The 15,801-nt window shown below is 41.0% G+C and carries 16 protein-coding genes; 3 read left to right on the top strand and 13 right to left on the bottom strand.

Annotation, left to right across the window (positions count from 1 at the left end; genetic code table 11):
• Positions 1 to 29: 29 nt before the first annotated feature.
• Complete coding sequence (locus DY200_RS01755; protein WP_115586685.1) at positions 30 to 2,402, bottom strand: TonB-dependent receptor; 2,373 nt, start codon at positions 2,400 to 2,402, stop codon at positions 30 to 32.
• A 161-nt stretch (positions 2,403 to 2,563) separates the two neighbouring features.
• On the opposite strand from DY200_RS01755, the gene DY200_RS01750 reads away from it, so the two are divergent.
• Positions 2,564 to 3,820: a hypothetical protein gene (locus tag DY200_RS01750; protein ID WP_115586684.1), complete on the top strand. Its 1,257-nt coding sequence runs from the start codon at positions 2,564 to 2,566 to the stop codon at positions 3,818 to 3,820.
• Between the two features lie 56 nt (positions 3,821 to 3,876).
• Positions 3,877 to 5,292 (top strand): surface lipoprotein assembly modifier, encoded by a 1,416-nt coding sequence (locus DY200_RS01745; RefSeq protein ID WP_115586683.1) that lies wholly within the window; start codon positions 3,877 to 3,879, stop codon positions 5,290 to 5,292.
• A 107-nt stretch (positions 5,293 to 5,399) separates the two neighbouring features.
• Here DY200_RS01745 and DY200_RS10885 read toward each other — a convergent pair whose 3' ends face one another.
• The 12 genes from DY200_RS10885 to DY200_RS01680 all read right to left on the bottom strand — a co-directional run bounded on the left by DY200_RS10885 (position 5,400) and on the right by DY200_RS01680 (position 13,883).
• On the bottom strand, positions 5,400 to 5,510 hold the full coding sequence (locus DY200_RS10885; RefSeq protein ID WP_115586682.1) for an IS3 family transposase: 111 nt from the start codon (positions 5,508 to 5,510) through the stop codon (positions 5,400 to 5,402).
• An 807-nt stretch (positions 5,511 to 6,317) separates the two neighbouring features.
• Entirely contained in the window at positions 6,318 to 6,512 is a 195-nt protein-coding gene (iscX, locus tag DY200_RS01730; protein ID WP_005619222.1) for a Fe-S cluster assembly protein IscX, read from the bottom strand.
• Positions 6,512 to 6,853: an ISC system 2Fe-2S type ferredoxin gene (fdx, locus tag DY200_RS01725; protein WP_005619225.1), complete on the bottom strand. Its 342-nt coding sequence runs from the start codon at positions 6,851 to 6,853 to the stop codon at positions 6,512 to 6,514. The genes iscX and fdx overlap by 1 nt, the downstream gene beginning before the upstream one ends.
• 120 nt (positions 6,854 to 6,973) lie before the next feature.
• Entirely contained in the window at positions 6,974 to 8,827 is a 1,854-nt protein-coding gene (hscA, locus tag DY200_RS01720; protein ID WP_115586681.1) for a Fe-S protein assembly chaperone HscA, read from the bottom strand.
• Positions 8,828 to 8,962: 135 nt separating this feature from the next.
• Positions 8,963 to 9,316 carry an endonuclease domain-containing protein gene (locus DY200_RS01715; protein WP_115586680.1) on the bottom strand — a complete coding sequence of 118 codons (354 nt, stop codon included), beginning with the start codon at positions 9,314 to 9,316 and terminating at the stop codon, positions 8,963 to 8,965.
• Positions 9,317 to 9,474: 158 nt separating this feature from the next.
• Positions 9,475 to 10,107 (bottom strand): DUF2625 family protein, encoded by a 633-nt coding sequence (locus DY200_RS01710; RefSeq protein WP_115586679.1) that lies wholly within the window; start codon positions 10,105 to 10,107, stop codon positions 9,475 to 9,477.
• Between the two features lie 27 nt (positions 10,108 to 10,134).
• Entirely contained in the window at positions 10,135 to 10,587 is a 453-nt protein-coding gene (locus DY200_RS01705) for a DMT family transporter (protein ID WP_005597604.1), read from the bottom strand.
• A 47-nt stretch (positions 10,588 to 10,634) separates the two neighbouring features.
• Positions 10,635 to 11,156 (bottom strand): Fe-S protein assembly co-chaperone HscB, encoded by a 522-nt coding sequence (hscB, locus tag DY200_RS01700; RefSeq protein ID WP_115586678.1) that lies wholly within the window; start codon positions 11,154 to 11,156, stop codon positions 10,635 to 10,637.
• A gap of 9 nt (positions 11,157 to 11,165) precedes the next feature.
• Positions 11,166 to 11,489, bottom strand: a complete 324-nt coding sequence (iscA, locus tag DY200_RS01695; RefSeq protein WP_005597607.1) for an iron-sulfur cluster assembly protein IscA — start codon at positions 11,487 to 11,489, stop codon at positions 11,166 to 11,168.
• 144 nt (positions 11,490 to 11,633) lie between these two features.
• On the bottom strand, positions 11,634 to 12,017 hold the full coding sequence (gene iscU / locus DY200_RS01690) for a Fe-S cluster assembly scaffold IscU (protein ID WP_005597611.1): 384 nt from the start codon (positions 12,015 to 12,017) through the stop codon (positions 11,634 to 11,636).
• Between the two features lie 132 nt (positions 12,018 to 12,149).
• Positions 12,150 to 13,376 carry an IscS subfamily cysteine desulfurase gene (locus DY200_RS01685; protein ID WP_005612282.1) on the bottom strand — a complete coding sequence of 409 codons (1,227 nt, stop codon included), beginning with the start codon at positions 13,374 to 13,376 and terminating at the stop codon, positions 12,150 to 12,152.
• Positions 13,377 to 13,430: 54 nt separating this feature from the next.
• Positions 13,431 to 13,883: an Rrf2 family transcriptional regulator gene (locus DY200_RS01680; protein ID WP_115586677.1), complete on the bottom strand. Its 453-nt coding sequence runs from the start codon at positions 13,881 to 13,883 to the stop codon at positions 13,431 to 13,433.
• Between the two features lie 488 nt (positions 13,884 to 14,371).
• Here DY200_RS01680 and DY200_RS01675 point away from each other — a divergent pair, with 488 nt between their 5' ends.
• Entirely contained in the window at positions 14,372 to 15,793 is a 1,422-nt protein-coding gene (locus DY200_RS01675) for a porin (RefSeq protein WP_115586676.1), read from the top strand.
• The last annotated feature ends 8 nt before the right edge of the window (positions 15,794 to 15,801 follow it).

The following is a 15,801-nucleotide window of genomic DNA, read 5'->3' as shown; positions in this document are numbered from 1 at the left end:
GGGTCAGATCATTCATAGGCTCCTTGTTTTTAGAATTTAACATTCACAACCAATATAAAATTCCGTCCCGTTTGCGGTACAAATTGGTGGTAAGAGGTGTGAATATAGACCGGTTGGTTGAGTAAATTAGTACCGTTTAGACTGATTTTGTAATCCAAATCTTTCCACTTATTACTATATGCCACACCAATATTTAACATCGTATTACCTTCCGTAATATATTCCAACTGACTGGTACGGCGTTGAGTAAAGGTACGGATCAATTCTAAATCTCCTGACCAATTTGGGGTAAACTCCGCATTAAAACGAAAACCTAGTCGTACAGGAGGGGTTCGAGGCGTATTTTGATCAGCACGATAAATCAAATAATCTTCACCTGGTTTAGCATCTTTTGGTAAATAATCTTTAAATACGCTGTAATCGCTGTTTACCGTCAGTGGAGGTAAATTGGTCAGCCAGCCTCTTACCATATCACCAAAAATCGTGGCTTGGTATTTGTCGTTAAAGCGGTAGCTTGCCTCAGCTTCTATGCCGTAAAAACGGGCTTTTGCCTGGTTATAACGACGCATAAATAACTGATTTTCACGGAATAAATTTTCATTGTAAATGTAGTTTTTAAAGTGGTTGTAATAAACATTCACTTTGTACCCAACTCGCTCAGTTTGATAACCTAAGCCTAGTTCTACATTGTTAGATTGCTCTTTTTTCAAATCTTTATTGCCGTATTCAAACGAGTTAGTCGCAATATGCTGTCCATGATAATACAGCTCCATCGGCGTTGGGAAACGTTCATTATGCGATGCAGTAAACGAGAGCTGATAATCTGGGTGGAAGAACCAATTTAGCGTACTGGAATAGGCATAAGCGTTTTGGTTATAAGGTGACAGATCTGGCTCAACCTGTTTACCACCACTAATGCGATAATGATCCTGCAAGCGTTTGATTTCATTGCGATCGTATTCAATTTCAATCTTCTGCTTTTCTACTCGTCCAGCAAATTCAAGAGCAAAATTATCCCACATATATTGCTCAATACCAAACAGGCTCATCTGTTTATTCGTGTTTTCAACCAGCGGGAATTTCACTTCACGATCTTTCGGTGCATGCATGCTGCTCTTCTGAGTTTGGTACTGCACGCCCCATACACCGGTTAAACCACCTAGTGGTGCATGATAGATTTCCAAGCGGGCATTTTTGCCTCGATTTTTGAAAATATTGACCGGTTTGCCATAATCCTGATCTTTTTTCAGCTGTTTATGGTAGCGTGTTGCTAACACACCGGCATCTTTTTCGTCATGGTAATAATCGGCATCGGCGTAGCTTACTTTAATTTTATCAATACCTTTGAATGGCTGACGCAACTCGGCTTTTACATCAAATCGTTTGGATTCTAAATCAACCCATGGACCAGGGTGTGTATGGTCGTGATCGTGTCCGAATGGATTATCGTGGCTGTGTGTACCATCTTCTGCATGATCAGTTCCACAGTGGAAATGCGGATTGCTCCCAATGTTTTCCTCGCCAATCAAATGCGGATAGAGATAGGTATAGGCGTATTTGTCCCGTTTATTGCCATAAATATGTCCAGTACAGAAATCGAATTTATGGTTATGGCCTGGTAAGCCATAGTTATCCCGCCGTTTACTGTATGACGCACCGATATAACCTTGCTCACCAACAAAGGATAACCCTAACGTGCCGACTTTTGATTTATTATAAGTATCCGGGACATAGTTTAACCGTTCACCTAAATTAATCCCTGGAACACGGTAGTTATCGCTGTGGCGGGTCAGTCCTTCGGCTCGCACCGCAATATGTTTGCCGATACCAAAGGTTGCCCCTAATGCGCCGACTTTCTCTTTGGCAGCGGTATCAAAACGGCTATTGAGTTCCACCTCATAGCCCTTTTCTGGGATCTCAGTTGGAATACGTTTATCTACCACGTTCACAATCCCCGCCGGTGAACTGCTGGCATAAAGCAAGGTACTGGAACCACGCAAAATTTCTACCTGTTTAGCAAGCAATGAATCGGCAACCACCGCATGATCTGGCGATAGGTTTGACATATCAATCACATCCGAACCGTTTTGCAGAATACGAATTCTCGCGCCTTCTTGGCCACGGATAATTGGCTTACTCGCGCCACCGCCAAACGGGTTACTGTGTACACCTAACTCCGCTGCAAGCGCATTGCCCAGCGTTGCTGAGCGCTTTTTAAATTCCTTACCTGCAATAATTTTATCACTGACTTTCAGTAAGGTAACTTCACTTCCTTGCGAAATACTCGGCGTGCTACCAACTACTGAAACTTCGTCTAACACTGCAACACCGTTATTGTTTGCCCAAACAAGCGGGCTAAATTGGGCTGAAATCAACACAGCTAGTAATTTTTTATTAAACAATTTTATTCTCCATAAAATAATTATGGTTAATAAGTTACTGCAAAATATGAGGCTTGACAATAATAACCATAAAAAAATTATATATTTTTATCTTTCCCCTCTTGCCAAGCAGGAAATATATCCATTAAAATTTTATGGATTTAACTTAACGGAGATAAAACATGCGTTCTACATTTAAACTTACTCTTGCCGCAATTGCGGTTTCTTTTGTGATTACTGGCTGTAAATCTAGCCATGGTCCATCTGTGGTAGCAAAAAATTCAGAGCCTCAACCAATTCAAATCACAAAGGAAAAGGATAAAAAGGAAGAATCGAATAAAGCCAATAACATTCCTGCTAAACCTGAGCTACCAAAACCGGTGCAACCGGCTAAACCGGTTACTCCAGCCGAAACACCAAAACAGCCAGAGCCCATTGTTCCTACACCAGAAAAACCTGCTCAACCAGAACAACCCGCACAACCTGATATACCAAAGAATAAACCGTACGCTTCTGGTATTAATGAGGATAGCAAAGGCCAGGCATGGCGAGTTGTTGCATTAAGTCGAAATGGCAGTTTGCTCAATATTAGTGAATATCGCAAAGATCATCTGGATTCACTGACTAAAAGCAAAAATTCACCTCTTGGTAATAGCGAGGAATTTGGGAAGACAGAATATAACCATTTTCTTAGTTTTGAACTTGGACAAAATGAACAGGGTAGCCCTTTTATCAAAAATCTTAATCAAAAAGGTAATAACTACTTAGGGCAACATAGTGGCATCTACCAAGATAGTAAAATTGTTGGGGATTCAAATAAAATCAACTACTTGTACGTGAATCAGCCTTATTCTAGTTATGGAGCACTATTTACAGATGCGAATAACAGCAATCTCTTCCATGTACAACTCAGCACAGGAAGAGATGGAAGGAGAATCATTAGCGAAGGAGAAAGTGGCGCAAGCTATGCTGAATATGGCGTTTATACATTAAATGGTCAAACTGCCAAATGGAATAATGGGCTTGTAGGTGATGCTGTTTACCAAGGAAACGTGATTGCACGTATTGAAAAGCAGATTGACAATGAAACCGTTGTCTTTGCTCCACAAGTAGATGGCGATGTAACCTTGAACTTGCACTTAGATAATAATTGGACAGACAGTAAGCTTAGTGGGAAAGTAAATAGTACAACTATAGGTGAAATTAAGCTTGAAGAAAGTAAACTTGCTCCAGCAACTTATTTAGTGGATCATATTGGCTTTAATGGCGAAGCTAAAGCAAATAACTCGTTGAAAGGCTTCTACTCTGTCGAGTTTGCTGGTCCAAAGCTTAACGATGCCGTTGGTTCTATTGAATTAGAAAATGAAACAGGTGATATTAATAACAATGACATAACTAAATATAACGCTGTATTTGGTGCAGTGAAAACTGAAAAATAGGCTCGCCATAGCTAAAAGGGCTGGTAACCGCCCTTTTCTTTTTCTAAGGATAAGAAATGAAGAAATTTCCATTACTGTTTTTTTTTCCGACATTACTCTTTGCTCAAGATCCCAATAGTACACCTAGCCAAATAGAACATATCGCTAAACCAACATCGGCACCCTTACAGCTTGCAGTGGAACAATCGTCTCGCCACATTTTTAACGAAGCTGAATTACGTGCTAATCAGGCATTAACCGAAAAATTACTCAGCCAAGCTATCTATACTCGCCAGCTCACTAATATGGAAAAACTAGTCACAATTTATCAAGATTTTAACCAAATTGACCCTATTTTATTGCGCTATGCTCAAGGTAAAATCGCGCTACTTAAAGGAAATTATTCACAAGCTATTCGAAAGTTTCGCACTATTCTTGCTAAACAACCTGAACTAAATACCGTACGAATTGAACTGGCAATTGCATTACTACATGATCAACAAACGAATGCGGCAAGTGAACAATTCGATAAAGCTAAAAGTGCCGAAAACCTACCTTATAAAGTGCAGCAACTGATTGAACAGTATCAGCAATATCTGGAGAAAAAACAAGCTTGGAAGTTCAATTTCTCTGCCCACTATGTACGGGATGGTAATATCAATAACACATCCAAACAAACTGAAATTGAGCATACCGGCTATGTGAAACAGCCTAACCTGTTACCACAAACTGCGCACGGAATTCACTATTCTTTTGGACTACAAAGAGATTTTAACCTACTTGGCTCGCATTACCTTAGTTTCGATAATCAAACGCAGGGGGAACTTTATTGGGATAATCATGACTACGATGAAATCACCAATCGCGCTTTGTTTGGCTATGCTTACAAAAAGTCACACCAAACCACCCGCGTATTGCCATTTTATGAAAAACGCTGGAAACATCATCAATCAGAACGCTGGACAAACGGATTAAGGCTAGAACATGCATATTGGCTTTCTATTCACTGGCAACTTGCTACTGCATTCGAGTATGGGAAAAAACGCTATTTCGACCAGCACATTTACAATGGCAGCTATAAACTTGCTTCAGCTACCCTACTCTGGCTACGTAATCCGCAACAGTTTTTCTTTATTGGTACCGATTTCAACCGAGATAAAACCGTATTGAAACAACATAGTTCTGATACCAAAAGCTTACGTTTCGGCTGGCAGCAGGAATGGCAAACACTTGGATTATCAAGCCGCCTGACCCTTGCTTACACCGACAGACATTATAAAGACACTGCGGTGCTGGGTGGCAAACTTAATCTAGGTAAAATTCGCCATGACCGTGTGAACAGCATTAATCTTACCCTTTGGAAACGAGATTGGCATTGGTTAGGGCTTACACCCAAACTGCAACTTGGCTATGCTAAACATCATAGCAACTTACCAAGCCTATATGCTTACACGGATAAAAATGCGAATCTGATCATCGAAAGTCGTTTTTAATCTAATAATTAAAAACGATATGATTTGCCCCAAAAAGTTGAACAGATTAATAAACTATAAAGGCTGAGCTTCGGGATTGAGCAGGGCCCAGTCCTTTTAAATCCAGTTTAGTAATAATACACTAAATATTCTTCCAACTCGGTCTGTGGCCCTACTATCGATGTATAACTGCGATGGTAAAAGCATTCTGATTTCAAAATCCCAAAGAAACTTTCAATTAGCGCATTATTATAACAGCTATCGACTCATGCTCTGGATAACTTTTCCTTCTAACATATTTCGCCACGCCGCTGTACCATTACACCTTGAGCATAATGAATAATCGGGCCATCCGTGGCTTTTAATTGACTCAGCCCTTGTTCTAGCATCTTTTTAACCATCGGGAATTTGGGACATGTCGCAATCTGATAAGAGATAATTTCTCAATTAGCTAATGAAAAATAAAGTTTTTCTTGCGAACAATAGAATAGATCTTGCTGGACATTCCTCAGCTTCAAGATAGTTGTATGATTTAATCTAACACCGATTTGACGCAATTTTAGAGTTAAAGCACGATAACCATCCCGCTATTCTCTCAACATCACTGCTTTTTCTTCAGAATAATTTCGTTTAACCTCTTGATAATAAAAGGGGGAGCTGACCATTTGAGCCACTTGCAATAAATCATTTAATGAATGTGCTTTTTTAGGGCATGAATGGCGGTTCCTTTTTCTGCTGTCGTTTTTGGCAGTCAAGCTCCTTCAACCTTTTAAGTAAGCAATCTCATAGCGGGAAATCGCAAGCTCACGTTGTTATTTTTTTAAAGGCGTGTAGTGATAAATCTGTTGGTTCAAGCACGTAAATCTGTTTCTTTTTTATCTTTGATCTCAATATTTTAGGTAATTCAAGCTACCCAAAAGATGATTCTCTGCCATCTAAGCACTTTTCACGAAAAACCTTAAACCAACTAATGCCAAGCAAAACAGATGCAAAAATATAAGTAGTTGCGAACAAAAACTAAAACTTTCGCTTTAGGTTTTTACAGATTATTTGTATTCTTCAAGCCAAATAGTCAAGATAGCCTCAAGAACCTGTTCGTTTGACGCTTCCGGATCATCATCAAAATCGTCCATTTCGCAGATCCATTTGTGCATATCGGTAAAACGAACCGTTGTCGGATCTAAATCCGGATTCATATCATAGAGATTTTCCGCAATCATGCGTGTATCAGACCATTTCATTAGTGTGCCACCTCATTTGCATGATTTAAGTTATATTTCGGAATCTCTACCACTAAGTCTTCTTCACCAACCACACATTGGCAACTTAAACGGCTGTCCATTTCCAGACCCCATGCTTTATCTAGCATATCTTCTTCTTGATCGGTCGTTTCATTTAATGAATCAAATCCTTCACGAATTACCACATGGCAAGTAGTACACGCACAAGAACCGTCACAAGCATGGTGAATTTCAACACCTGCATTGTGTGCTAACTCTAATAAATTGTCGCCGGTTTGCGCTTCAATCACCATACCTTCCGGGCAGAACTCTTCATGCGGAAGAAAAACAACTTTTGGCATAATATCCTCTCTTTGATTTACCATCGAAAGACACGGAAATCAATTAATGCAAGCGGTCGGATTTTGCCGATTCTTTGCAAATACTATTTTCCGAGTATTCCGTATTTTCAGTGATAAAAACTAAATAATCTCATCAACGGCTTTACCCGCTAATGCTTTTTGGATTGATAAATTCATTCGCTTCGCAGCAAATGTTTGTGTGGCGAGATCTAAATCTTTTACCCCTTGGGCAATCGCTTGTCGATCCGTCCCTTGTTTTAATTGAATCAGTTTTGCGATTTCCGCTTCAATTAATTTAAACTCCTCAACGCTTAATACTTCCGCACCGTCTTGTTGTAATGCCGAAATAACCGTATCAATCGTTCTGTCCGCTTCAACTCGCTGTTCGGCAAGTTGGCGGGCTTCCATATCTTCTTTGGCATTGGTCATTGAAGATTTAATCATTTGTGTAACTTCTTCGTCAGTTAAACCGTAAGACGGTTTAATTTGAATCGAAGCCTGCACTTTAGTCGATTTTTCCATTGCCGTTACGCTGAGCAAACCGTCCGCATCCACTTGATAAGTAACACGAATCGTCGCCGCACCGGCAACCATCGGCGGAATGCCTCGTAACGTAAAGCGACCGAGTGAACGACAATCTTCGACCAACTCACGTTCGCCTTGTAACACATGTACGCTCATTGCGGTTTGACCGTCTTTCGCGGTAGTAAATTCTTGCGCACGTGCAACCGGAATCGTCGTGTTACGCGGAATAATTTTCTCAACTAAACCGCCCATCGTTTCGATACCGAGAGAAAGCGGTACCACGTCTAACAGCAGCATTTCGCTGTCCGGTTTATTACCGACTAAAATATCCGCTTGAATCGCCGCCCCTAATGCCACAACTTTATCCGGATCAATCGAAGTTAAAGGCTGCTTACCGAAAAACTCACCGACTTGTTCACGTACAAACGGCACTCGAGTCGAACCGCCCACCATCACTACTTCACGGATTTCTTCGCCTTCCACGCTGGCATCTTTTAACGCACGGCGACAGGTCATCAATGAACGCTTAACTAACGGTTGAATTAACTCGTTAAATTGCTCACGGCTTACCGTGCCTTGCCAATTTGCAAATTTCACTTCGGTTTCGACCGCTTGTGAAAGTGCTACTTTAGTTTGGGTGGCAAGGGTTAATAACTCACGCTGTTCGTTAGCATTTTGCGGTTGGTAATTTGCCTGTTGTGCAATCCAATCTGCGAGTAAATGGTCGAAGTCATCGCCGCCAAGTGCGGTATCGCCGCCGGTCGCCAACACTTCAAATACGCCGCGACTTAAGCGTAAAATCGAAATATCGAAAGTGCCGCCGCCTAAGTCATAGACCGCAATCACGCCTTCTTGTCCGCTATCCAAACCGTAAGCAATCGCCGCTGCCGTCGGTTCATTTAATAAACGTAATACGTTTAAACCGGCAAGACGTGCCGCATCTTTAGTACTTTGGCGTTGTGCATCGTCAAAATACGCCGGCACGGTAATGACCACACCGGATAATTCTCCGCCTAAACGTTGTTCGGCAAAGCGATTTAAGTGGCTTAAAATATCCGCCGACACTTCAACCGGGCTTTTATTACCTTGCTTGGTTTGAATAAGTGGCAAGCCGTTATCGCTGGCAATAAATTGATAAGGCAAATCCGGATAACGTGTTTGTACGTCTGCAAGCGAGCGACCGATTAAGCGTTTCGCCGAAATGACCGTATTTTGCGGATCGAGACTCGCCTGTGCAAATGCTTCCATCCCAACCGTTTTTTGTTGTTCGCCGTAGTGAACGACTGACGGCACTAACGCACGTTCCTGATCATCTAACAACACCTGCGTTTGCCCGCTACGTACACTTGCCACCAAAGAATTGGTCGTGCCGAGGTCAATACCCACCGCTAAACGATGCTGATGCGGTGCAGCCGTCTGCCCCGGCTCAGCAATTTGAAGTAATGCCATTATGTTTTATCTCTCTTTTTTATTGCTCTTTCACCTTTGTGAACGAGGTGATAAATTACGGTCAAAATGATGTATTCCTTAACTCTCTCCCCTTGTGGGAGAGAGACCGATATTTGCTTCGTCCAGAAGCAAATATCAGAGAGAGGGGTAATCCATATCAATCGCATAAAAAATCGTATCTAATACACGATCTAGATCATTATGAATCTCACTATTCCAAAAACGTAATACTTTAAACCCTTGTTGATTTAAATATCTAGTTCGTTGTTCATCATAAGATTGCCGATCTATATGTTGAATACCATCTAATTCAATAATTAATTTTTTTGAAAAACAAATGAAATCAACAATATAAAATCCTATTACTTGCTGACGTCGAAATTTTGTTCCAATAAAACGCTTTGCTCGTAATTCTTGCCAAAGCATCTGCTCTTCCTCTGTCATTGAAGAGCGAAGTTTCTTTGCCCGTTGCAGTAATTTTTCTTTCATATTCCACCTCGCTAAATAATTTAGCGAAAGTAGAAAATAATTTTTCAAATATTTTTGCGATCTCAATCGAGAAAAGGGACTTTTCCCCTCTCTCTGCTAAAAATAGCCTTACGCTATTTTTAGCTGTCTCTCTCCCACAAGGGGAGAGAGTGGTAAAGCTATGCTACCGAATAGCCCATATTTTCCGGTGCGAATACGCCTTGGTAGTGGCGTTCGATCGGGACGGCGATTTTACTTTCTAATTCTAATACTTGATGACCTTGTAAATTCTCAATATCCGTTTGCCAGTTTTCCCAGCGTAAGTCTTTATAAAAATCGGCTAAATCGCCGGCTAACGCCCAGCCGAGAAATTCCGAATAACCTAAATTTAACGGTTCCCATTTTTTGGTTTTCGGGTTGTGATAATAAACTTGCCCAAGTTTATCACCTAAACCACCGGCGTTAATTGCAAAATAGCCGCCGATCGCATCATCCGCCACTAATAAATGACTCGGCTGTTCGCCTGATTGTTTAAAGGTTTTACCGAAATTCCAGTCGAATAAGCCTCTCGGTAATTTTTCGTTACCTGAGCCTAAAATACGTAACCAGCCGTGATCAATAAAAATGCCGCCGGTTTCATATACGATTGCGCCCATCGGCGAACGCGTCGAAAGCTGCATTCCGACTAACGCCGCACCGGCGTCTTCCGGATAGCTCGCTAAAATTTCATAATGATTTTTTGCTTGCGTAAACCAATCTCTTAAAATGAGCCACGCCGATTGCTTATCTAATAATTCTTCTAATGCTTTCATTGCAAAATTTCCTTTAAATTCGACCGCTTATTTTCGGGCTAAGAAATAAATCCCCAAACCGCAAGCAACCGTTAATAAGCCGATTAACTGATTTAATTGGAAAGGACGAACCGCCATTCCGAACAAACCGAAATGGTCAATAATCGCCCCTGTGACCAGCTGTCCGACAATAATAAAAAACAGCATATTGGTAATGCCGATTTTAGGTGCTAAAAATACCGTAGTAAAGACGAACCCGGCGCCTAAAATACCGCCGAGCAATTTCCAAATCGGCTGTGACGGAAGCTGTTGCAACGCACCGCTTAAATCCGTTTTCCAAAAACAGAATAACAATAACGCAATCGTACCGGTTGCAAACGAAATGGTCGCCGCCACCAACGGTTGCCCGAGCATTGCTTGCGCTAAGCGGCTATTGATTGCCGCTTGACTTGCCAAAGCGGAGCCGGCGACTAATGCCAACAAAATATAGGGTAAAGCCATTTGTAAAATTCTCTTAAAATCAGACCGCTTGTATGCGGCCGATACCACTACATCTCAAAGAATTTTTCTTCGACTTTTTCAATTTGAATAATCAGCTTTTTAAAATAGCGTAAGCGATCGGTCAGCGCATTAGCTTGTTGCCATTGCTGTGCTTCAAGCGTTTGTTGCAATTGCTGCAACACGACTTTTTGTTCGGTTTTAATTTGCTTTAAGAAGGCGGTTAATTCGTTTTCATCGTGACGATGTTCAATCGTTTCGAGTTTCTCGTGCCATTCCATCTGTTGCATTAAAAACTCAATATCTCGCATACTTTTTTCTTCGAGATTTTTCGCTTCGCCGGTATGGATTTCAATGATCGCTTCCGCACGTAAAATCGGATCTTTAAGTGTCTGTAACGCCGTATTCACATCCGCCGATTTTTGTACCGCCGCTAATTGTTCCGCTGCAGAACTGCTGGCGAAATTATCCGGATGAAGCTGTTTTTGTAGTGCCAGATAACGTTCGGAAAGCAAAGCGTTATCTAATTCGAATTGAACCGGTAAATCAAATAGTACAAAAGGATTATTCATTGTTTGTCTCTATACGTTAAAACTTTCACCGCAACCGCAAGAATCTTTCACATTCGGATTGTTATATTTAAAGCCTTCGTTTAAACCTTCTTTGACGAAATCCAATTCGGTACCGTCTAAATAAGTCAGACTTTTTTCATCTACAATCACTTTTACGCCGTGTTGCTCAAAGACGTGATCATCCTCATTTAACACATCAACAAACTCAAGCACATAAGCCAGTCCCGAACAGCCCGATGTTTTCACTCCTAAACGTAAACCGATTCCTTTACCGCGGTTTTCTAAGAATGTACGAACTCGATTTGCTGCTGTTTCTGTCAATGTAATTGCCATAAGTTATCCTTTTTAATCTGTTAAATGAAAACGATCTTTACCACGGAAAACACGGAAATACCCGAAAACGTTGATTTTGCAAAATTTTGCGAAAAAACAACCGCTTGTTTTCGTGCTTTCCGTGTCGTCCGAAGTTAAATATTATTATTTAGCTTGTTTTTCTTTATAGTCGGCAATCGCTGCTTTAATTGCGTCTTCCGCAAGAATCGAGCAGTGAACTTTTACCGGCGGTAATTCTAATTCTTCCGCGATGTCGCTGTTTTTGATTGCGCCCGCTTCTTCTAAAGATTTACCTTTCACCCATTCGGTAATTAAAGAACTTGATGCGATTGCGGAACCGCAACCGTACGCTTTAAAACGTGCGTCTTCGATAATACCTTGATCGTTCACTTTAATTTGTAAACGTAAAATATCGCCACAAGCCGGCGCACCTACCATACCGGTACCGATATCCGCCGCTTCTTTGTCAAATGTTCCTACGTTACGTGGGTTTTCGTAGTGGTCGATTACTTTTTCGCTGTATGCCATGTTGCATTCCTTCTGTTAAATTCTGTTATCAGTAAAATATTGCTTGCAGTTGCTAGGCGAACCGCCGCAGACAGTACAATTAGTACGGCAAGGCGGTTCAACAACGCAAGTGCATTGCAATATTGCTACTGATTAGTGGTGATTCCACTCGATTTTTGATAGATCCACACCTTCTTTAAACATTTCCCAAAGAGGAGAAAGTTCACGAAGTTTTACGATTGCTTTTTTCACAAGCTCGATGGTGTAGTCGATTTCTTCTTCTGTTGTCCAACGACCTAAAGTAAAACGAATTGAGCTATGCGCTAATTCATCGTCACGGCCGATGGCACGTAATACATATGAAGGCTCTAAACTTGCCGAAGTACATGCAGAACCTGATGAAACCGCAATATCACGTAACGCCATCATTAATGACTCACCTTCAACAAAGTTGAAGCTGATATTTAAGTTTGAATCTACACGTTTGCCTTCTTCCATTGAACCGTTTACATACACTTCTTCGATATCTTTGAAGCCGTTGTATAAACGGTCACGTAATGCACGTAAGCGAGGCATTTCTGTTGCCATTTCTTCTTTAGCGATACGATATGCTTCGCCCATACCTACGATTTGGTGTACAGGTAATGTACCTGAACGCATACCACGCTCGTGACCACCACCGTGAATAATCGCTTCGATACGAACACGTGGTTTACGGCATACATATAAGCCGCCGATACCTTTTGGTCCGTATAATTTGTGGCTTGAGAAAGACATTAAATCCACTTTTAATTCTTGTACGTTTACCGGCACTTTACCGACCGATTGCGTTGCGTCCACGTGGAAAATGATTTTTTTCGCACGGCAGATTTCACCGATTGCTTTGATGTCTTGGATAACACCCATTTCGTTATTTACGTGCATCACGGAAATTAAAATGGTGTCCGGACGAATCGCCGCTTCTAATTTCGCTAAATCTAAAATACCGTCTTCTTCCGGATCTAAGTAAGTTACTTCAAAACCTTCACGCTCTAACTGACGGCAAGTATCCAATACCGCTTTGTGTTCGGTTTTAACCGTGATGATATGTTTACCTTTAGTTTGGTAAAAATGCGCCGCACCTTTGATCGCAAGATTATCCGACTCCGTCGCACCTGAAGTAAATACGATTTCACGGCTGTCCGCGCCGATTAAATCCGCAATATGGTTACGTGCAACATCTACCGCTTCTTCCGCTTCCCAACCGAATTTATGCGAACGTGAAGCCGGGTTACCAAAGATACCGTCTTTGGTCATATATTGCATCATTTTTTGCGCAACACGCTCGTCCATCGGAGTGGTTGCTGCATAATCTAAATAGATAGGTAATTTAACTGACATTGTTACTCCTAACTCGCTTTAAATAAGCGGTCGTTTTTATTGAAATTGTTGCAATTAATGTTTGTGTGAATGATCGTGGCAATGCTCTTTTTCACAATCGTGATCCGAATGTTCTTCAACCAGCTCCGCCAAGGTAATCGTATTTAAAAATACACCGATTTGTTCTTCTAAACGTTCCCATAAATGATGAGTTAAGCACTGTGAGTTTTTACTACAGTTACCGTTCCCTTTACATTTGGTTACGTCCAGATTTTCATTCACCGCCGCAATAATCATCCCCACACTAATCTCTTCAGGTTGCTTACCGAGTTGATAACCGCCGCCCGGACCTCTCACGCTATGCACGATTCCTTCGCGACGTAATTGAGCAAATAATTGTTCCAAATACGACAATGAAATCGCTTGACGTTCCGAAATATCGGCAAGACTTACCGGCAAAGACTTTCCGTGTAACGCAATATCTAGAATCGCAGTTACCGCATAACGCCCTCTTGACGTTAATTTCATAATTTTTGTCCCTCTTTTAATAAGGAAATAGTAATCGATTTACGGTGTGAATTTTGATATACCTGACTGTTACAGTCAAGAATTTTACACTTATCACACTGAAAGGTTTTATAAATGATAAAGATTATTAATAATCCCTAGTGATAACATAAAAGAATAATTTGCATCTTTTTAAATCAATAACCTTACAATTATAAATGATTTTTAAAGGGCATAAAATAACAATCCCGACCAATCTATAAGAAATTAATATAACCTACGCTCTATTGCCGTTTTAATCGGCTTTTCAATTTAAAATTCATATAAATATAAATACGTTATACCTTACTGGTCGGAACTCCTACTTTTTTAAGTAAATACACTTGCTCACGTTGTTATCCCTACGTAGAATCGCCCGCGTTTTGCTTTTTAGCAATCATAAAAATATGAACGACAGTTCACAAAAATGGCCTTTTTATACGGCTATTTTTTCTTTAAAAGGATACCTAATGAATCACACATTTAATAAAACTCTTATTGCTTCACTCTTAACTTTATCTGCCGGCGGTGTATCGGCTTCTTTATTCCAGCTTGCGGAAGTTTCAACGTCAGGACTCGGTATGGCGTACGCAGGTAATGCGGCGGTTGCGGACAATGCGTCCGTAGTAGTAAATAACCCGGCGTTAATGACTAAATTCAAACGCCCTGAAATTTCAGCTGGTGGCGTGCTCGTTGATACAGACTTGACCGTTCGCGGAATCACTTCAAACGGTAATCAAGCTTATGCAGGTAATGTCGTACCAACCGCACCGATTCCTAATATGTATTTCGTATTACCGGTGAATGATGATTTCTCATTCGGTTTAGGTTATAACGTAAATTACGGTTTAAAAACAAAATATCCGACCGATTTTGCAGCAGGTTCATTAGGCGGCAATACCGAATTACAAGCGCATAACTTCAACCTAAGCGGTGCTTATAAATTAGGTTACGGTTTTAGCATTGGTGCAGGTTTAAATGTTGTTTACTCTAAAGCGGAATTTATTCGTCATTTAGGTGATAGTGCAGAAACTGCATTAAATGGTGCAAAAAAAGCTCGTGCAGGTGCGATGCAAGCCACTGAGAAAGCACAAGCTGCTTTAGCTGCAGGTCAAATAACTTTAGCTGCTTCACTCAATAAAAAAGCTCAAGAATTAACTGAAACTGCAAAAAGTTATCAAATGCTAGGTACTGTATTATCCAAATACGAACGTTCTACAGAAGTAGCTCGTGTAAGCGGAGATGAGTGGTCATTAGGTTGGAATGCCGGCTTAATTTATGAATTAAACGAAAATCATCGTTGGGGTTTAGCATATCACTCACCTGTTGATGTGAAATTTAAAGGACATTATAGCAATTCTTTGCCTACTGTATTATCAGGCACAATTGTAAACACGGCGACTGCCAACCAAGAACTCCCGTGTAAATTAACACTTAATTTACCGGCATTCTGGGAATTATCGGGTTTCCATAAATTAACCGACCGTTTAGCGGTTCAATATAGCTGGAAACGTACCGAATGGAGTCGTTTAAAAACGTTAGATGCTTACGGCACTAAAGGCGAACATTACTTACACAAACAAGAACACTTCTCGGATGCGAGTCGTTACGCTTTAGGTGTATCTTATGATGTGTCCAAGCCATTAACGGTACGTGCGGGTATCGCTTATGATGAAAACGCAAGTACCAATCACCCGTCAATTTCGATTCCGGATACAAACCGTATGTGGTATTCGGTGGGTGCAACCTACCGTGTAACCCCTGCGCTTTCGGTGGATGCCGGTTATGCATTCCTACGCGGTACGGCAAACAGCTTTGACGAAAAAGGTACGGCATTTAAAATTAAAGCTCGCGGGAATCTCTACGGCTTAAATCTTAACTACAAATTCTAATGCCTAAC

It is taken from the genome of Actinobacillus lignieresii, assembly GCF_900444945.1.
Taxonomy (GTDB): Bacteria; Pseudomonadota; Gammaproteobacteria; order Enterobacterales; family Pasteurellaceae; genus Actinobacillus; species Actinobacillus lignieresii.
The sequence above is the reverse complement of the archived record's forward strand: the minus strand, read 5'-3'. Positions and strand labels throughout refer to the sequence as shown.

Bases quoted from the DNA above. Each gene is read 5' to 3' on its own strand.
- iscA (WP_005597607.1), bottom strand. From the start codon at position 11,489: ATGGCAATTACATTGACAGAAACAGCAGCAAATCGAGTTCGTACATTC.
- iscU (WP_005597611.1), bottom strand. From the start codon at position 12,017: ATGGCATACAGCGAAAAAGTAATCGACCACTACGAAAACCCACGTAAC.
- DY200_RS01680 (WP_115586677.1), bottom strand. From the start codon at position 13,883: ATGAAATTAACGTCAAGAGGGCGTTATGCGGTAACTGCGATTCTAGAT.
- DY200_RS01685 (WP_005612282.1), bottom strand. From the start codon at position 13,376: ATGTCAGTTAAATTACCTATCTATTTAGATTATGCAGCAACCACTCCG.
- DY200_RS01745 (WP_115586683.1), top strand. From the start codon at position 3,877: ATGAAGAAATTTCCATTACTGTTTTTTTTTCCGACATTACTCTTTGCT.
- DY200_RS01750 (WP_115586684.1), top strand. From the start codon at position 2,564: ATGCGTTCTACATTTAAACTTACTCTTGCCGCAATTGCGGTTTCTTTT.
- fdx (WP_005619225.1), bottom strand. From the start codon at position 6,853: ATGCCAAAAGTTGTTTTTCTTCCGCATGAAGAGTTCTGCCCGGAAGGT.
- hscA (WP_115586681.1), bottom strand. From the start codon at position 8,827: ATGGCATTACTTCAAATTGCTGAGCCGGGGCAGACGGCTGCACCGCAT.
- DY200_RS01715 (WP_115586680.1), bottom strand. From the start codon at position 9,316: ATGAAAGAAAAATTACTGCAACGGGCAAAGAAACTTCGCTCTTCAATG.
- DY200_RS01675 (WP_115586676.1), top strand. From the start codon at position 14,372: ATGAATCACACATTTAATAAAACTCTTATTGCTTCACTCTTAACTTTA.
- DY200_RS01710 (WP_115586679.1), bottom strand. From the start codon at position 10,107: ATGAAAGCATTAGAAGAATTATTAGATAAGCAATCGGCGTGGCTCATT.
- hscB (WP_115586678.1), bottom strand. From the start codon at position 11,156: ATGAATAATCCTTTTGTACTATTTGATTTACCGGTTCAATTCGAATTA.
- DY200_RS01705 (WP_005597604.1), bottom strand. From the start codon at position 10,587: ATGGCTTTACCCTATATTTTGTTGGCATTAGTCGCCGGCTCCGCTTTG.
- iscX (WP_005619222.1), bottom strand. From the start codon at position 6,512: ATGAAATGGTCTGATACACGCATGATTGCGGAAAATCTCTATGATATG.